A 337-nucleotide genomic window follows, 5' to 3' on the forward strand; every position below is an offset into this window, starting at 1 on the left:
CACGCCCTCGGAGCCTTCGGCCACCAGAATCTCCAGCACCTCGCCTTCGTCCACCGCCTCGACCTCCATGGTCGCCTTGTCGGTCTCAATCTCGGCGATCACGTCACCGGCGGAGACAGTGTCCCCCGCCTTGATGTGCCACTTCGACAGCGTGCCCTCTTCCATCGTGGGGGACAGCGCCGGCATGAGGATGTCGGTCATAGGGCGTCGGCTCCCGGCTGGGCAGTGCAGTCTAAAGAGGGTTTGGTATCAAGGAGGTCGTTCATGTCAGAATCCTCAGGTCGATCCCACCAGGCTTGGTAGTAGGCGACCTGCTCGTCTAGCCGGATCGGGCAAT

General features: G+C 62.3%; 1 protein-coding gene. It reads right to left on the minus strand.

Annotated elements, in window-relative coordinates:
* On the minus strand, positions 1–201 hold a 201-nt coding region (locus tag FLQ44_RS23320), incomplete at its 3' end, for a biotin/lipoyl-containing protein (RefSeq protein ID WP_147696227.1).
* Positions 202–337 lie beyond the last annotated feature (136 nt).

This window comes from Vogesella mureinivorans, from assembly GCF_007644035.1.
GTDB lineage: Bacteria > Pseudomonadota > Gammaproteobacteria > Burkholderiales > Chromobacteriaceae > Vogesella > Vogesella mureinivorans.